This is a genomic window from Rhodococcus sp. (in: high G+C Gram-positive bacteria) (genome assembly GCF_049286785.1).
Lineage (GTDB): Bacteria > Actinomycetota > Actinomycetes > Mycobacteriales > Mycobacteriaceae > Rhodococcus_F.
On the sequence record NZ_JBAQEO010000173.1, the window covers coordinates 1 to 3,129 of the forward strand.

The window sequence follows — 3,129 nt, forward strand, 5'->3', positions numbered from 1 at the left end:
CGGCGACATCGAAGCGCAATCGAACGCTCTGGTCCGAGCATGGCAGGCCGAAGGCATCACCCCAGGGTCCGTCATGGGTTGCATGTGCCGTAACCACCGCGGCCTGGTGCTCACCATGCTCGCCGCCGCCAAGAACGGCACGAAACTGGTGTTGATGAACACCGGGTTCGCCCGCCCTCAACTCGTTGACGTCGCAACACGGGAGCAGGTGAAGGCGTTCGTCTACGACGACGAATTCGCCGCTGTCGCAGCGGCCCTTCCCGAAGGCACGATCAGGTACCGCGCCTGGGCGGACAGCGACACTGTTTCGCAGGTGCGGAACCTCGACGATCTGATGGAGGGCCGCGATCGCCGATCGGCACCACCACCTTCGACGGAAGGGGGCTTCGTACTGCTCACCAGCGGCACGACCGGTACACCGAAAGGTGCACCCCGCGGACACACGTCGCCCCTCGCGTCCGCTCAGTTTCTCGACCGGGTTCCCCTGCGCCCCGGCCAGACGATGCTGATGGCCGCACCCGCATTTCACGGGACGGGCGTATCGCAGTTCGCCCTCGCACTGGCACTGCAGCAGACCGTGGTCATGGAACGAAAGTTCGATCCCGAGAACACTCTTCGCCTGATCGAGAAGCATCGGTGCGACACACTGGTGGTGGTGCCCACCATGCTGCAGCGCATCGTCGACCTGGGACCGGAAGTGTTGTCCCGATACGACACATCGAGCCTGAAGATCATCTTCGCCGCCGGATCCGCGCTGTCCCCAGACCTTTGTAAACGGACGCACGCAGCATTCGGCGAAGTGCTGCACAACCTTTACGGCTCCACCGAATGCGCCGTCGCCACCGTGGCGACGCCTGCAGACCTCGCCAAGGCTCCCGGAACCGCCGGACGGCCGCCGGTGACGTGCCATGTGTCGTTGTATGACAATGCGGGGCAAAGGATCACCGAGCCAGAGACCATCGGCCGAATATTCGTCGCAAGCGGTCTCAGCTTCGCCGGTTACACCGACGGTGGCGACAAGGAACGCCTCGACGGCCTTCTCTCCACAGGTGACGTAGGACATTTCGATCGCAACGGACTTCTCTTCGTGGACGGACGGGACGACGACATGATCGTCTCGGGTGGTGAGAATGTCTATCCACTCGAAGTCGAGAACCTGCTCGCCGACCGCGAAGACGTGATCGAGGCGGCAGTGGTCGGTGTCGAGGATCCCGAATTCGGTCAGCGACTCAAGGCTTTCATCGTTCCCAGCCCTGGAAGTGCGCAAGACCCCGAAGAAATCAAGGACTACGTCAAAGCGAACCTCGCCCGGTACAAGGTGCCCCGGGACATCGAGTTCATCGACGAACTGCCCCGAAACGCAACCGGGAAACTGCTCCGGCGGAGACTGCTGGAGACAGACGCGTAAGGCGAGACGGCTGCACCATCCGAGATGGAGAACACGAGAACGAGAAAACCGGCGCCCCCCGAGAAAGGGGCGCCGGTTTTTCTGTGGTAGCGGGGACAGGATTTGAACCTGCGACCTCTGGGTTATGAGCCCAGCGAGCTACCGAGCTGCTCCACCCCGCGTTGCATGAATGAAGTTACACGAGCGAACGAACGCAATGCAAATCGTGGCGAAACCGGCCGATCAGTGGCCGCCCGGTGACCTCTCGAGTCCCATCCGTTACCGAAAGTGCGTGAAGCTCGTCACAAAATCCATCCCGAAATCGATATTCACGAATGGCCGACTCTGGGGTGCGACCTGCGAAAACCCGCGATGTTGATCTCACTATTTGGACGGTCGTCGCAAAAAACCGGCCCGTGACCATTCCGTGATCACAACGTACGTTTGGTGTCAGCCCGGAAACAGCAGGGCACACGCCGACCCGCCGCAGCTAGACCTGCCCCCGCGGGATTCGGACTCCCGACACCTCGTGGGGCAGGGACGAGAACAGATCGATGGACGGCATTCCAGCCGTGACCACACTGCATATCTCGTCAGCAGACGCGGAGAGGACTCCATTCACATGAGCACCATCAACATTGTCAAGCGCGCCATGGGCGCAGTCGTACTGTCCGGAGCCGTCATCGCCGTTCCCCTCGGCCTGGGCGCCGGCACGGCTTCTGCCGCCTCCGGCAACTGGGACGCCGTCGCGCAATGCGAGAGCGGCGGAAACTGGGCAATCAACACCGGGAACGGCTACTACGGCGGTCTCCAGTTCTCCCAGAGCACCTGGGAAGCCAACGGTGGCAGCGGTAGCGCGTCACAGGCATCCAGGGCCGAGCAGATCCGCGTCGCCGAGAACGTACTGGCGACCCAGGGCCCCGGCGCCTGGCCGGTGTGCGGACAGTACCTCTGATCCGCTGATCCGGACCGGCAGGATCGAGAAGGGTCCCGCGTGCACCACTGCCGCGGGGCCCTTCCCCACTCCCGCAACGCGTCTCGGTCCGCGACGGCAACCGCTTTCGGGGCGCCCAGGACGTGAACTGCGGCACAAGAACCTCGTGATACGGGCCACATAACGGTGGGGTAACGAACCTGCTCCGAGAGAGATCTCGACACCGATTGACCTGCGCAGACGCTCGAAGCCGAGGTTCTTGCCCGGGCCACGGCCTCGGCACCGGACCGGGTGAATTCGTGGCCGACCTCCCGTACGGTCGCTCTCGGCCCGAAACAACCGGGCGAAAGCCGGCCCGCCGCTGCTAGCTCTGCCCCGCGGGTTCGGAATCCCCAATCCTTCGAGGGGCAGGGACGCGGCGCACAACAGGCCCGGGCTGACGACGACGATGCCGTCCCCGCAGGCCCGCCACGCCAGCAAGCGCGGAGAGGATTCACCCCGCATGACCACACGCACCATCAGCAAGCGCGCCCTCGGCTGGATCGCCGTGACCGGCGCCGTCGTCGCCCTCCCCCTCGGCCTCAGCACCGGGACGGCAGCCGCCGCCCCTCACAACTGGGACGGCGTCGCCCAGTGCGAGAGCGGCGGCAACTGGGCCGTCAACACCGGAAACGGCTACTACGGCGGCCTCCAGTTCTCCCAGAGCACCTGGGAAGCCAACGGTGGCAGCGGCACCGCGTCGCACGCATCCAAGGCCGAGCAGATCCGCGTCGCCGAGAACGTTCTCGAGACTCAGGGCCCCGGCGCC

General features: G+C 64.5%; 2 protein-coding genes, 1 tRNA gene and 1 pseudogene. 3 read left to right on the plus strand and 1 reads right to left on the minus strand.

The window, feature by feature from the left end; all coding sequences use genetic code 11:
* A partial coding sequence (locus WAW17_RS07040) for an acyl-CoA synthetase (RefSeq protein ID WP_422332283.1) occupies nt 1-1,408 on the plus strand: 1,408 nt, incomplete at its 5' end.
* Nucleotides 1,409-1,492: 84 nt separating this feature from the next.
* Here the strand turns inward: WAW17_RS07040 and WAW17_RS07045 are convergent.
* Nucleotides 1,493-1,569: transfer RNA gene (locus WAW17_RS07045), tRNA-Met, on the minus strand.
* 440 nt (nt 1,570-2,009) lie between these two features.
* On the opposite strand from WAW17_RS07045, the pseudogene WAW17_RS07050 reads away from it, so the two are divergent.
* Nucleotides 2,010-2,339: pseudogene (locus WAW17_RS07050) on the plus strand (transglycosylase family protein); the annotation flags it as partial.
* A 484-nt stretch (nt 2,340-2,823) separates the two neighbouring features.
* A partial coding sequence (locus WAW17_RS07055) for a transglycosylase family protein (protein ID WP_422332284.1) occupies nt 2,824-3,129 on the plus strand: 306 nt, incomplete at its 3' end.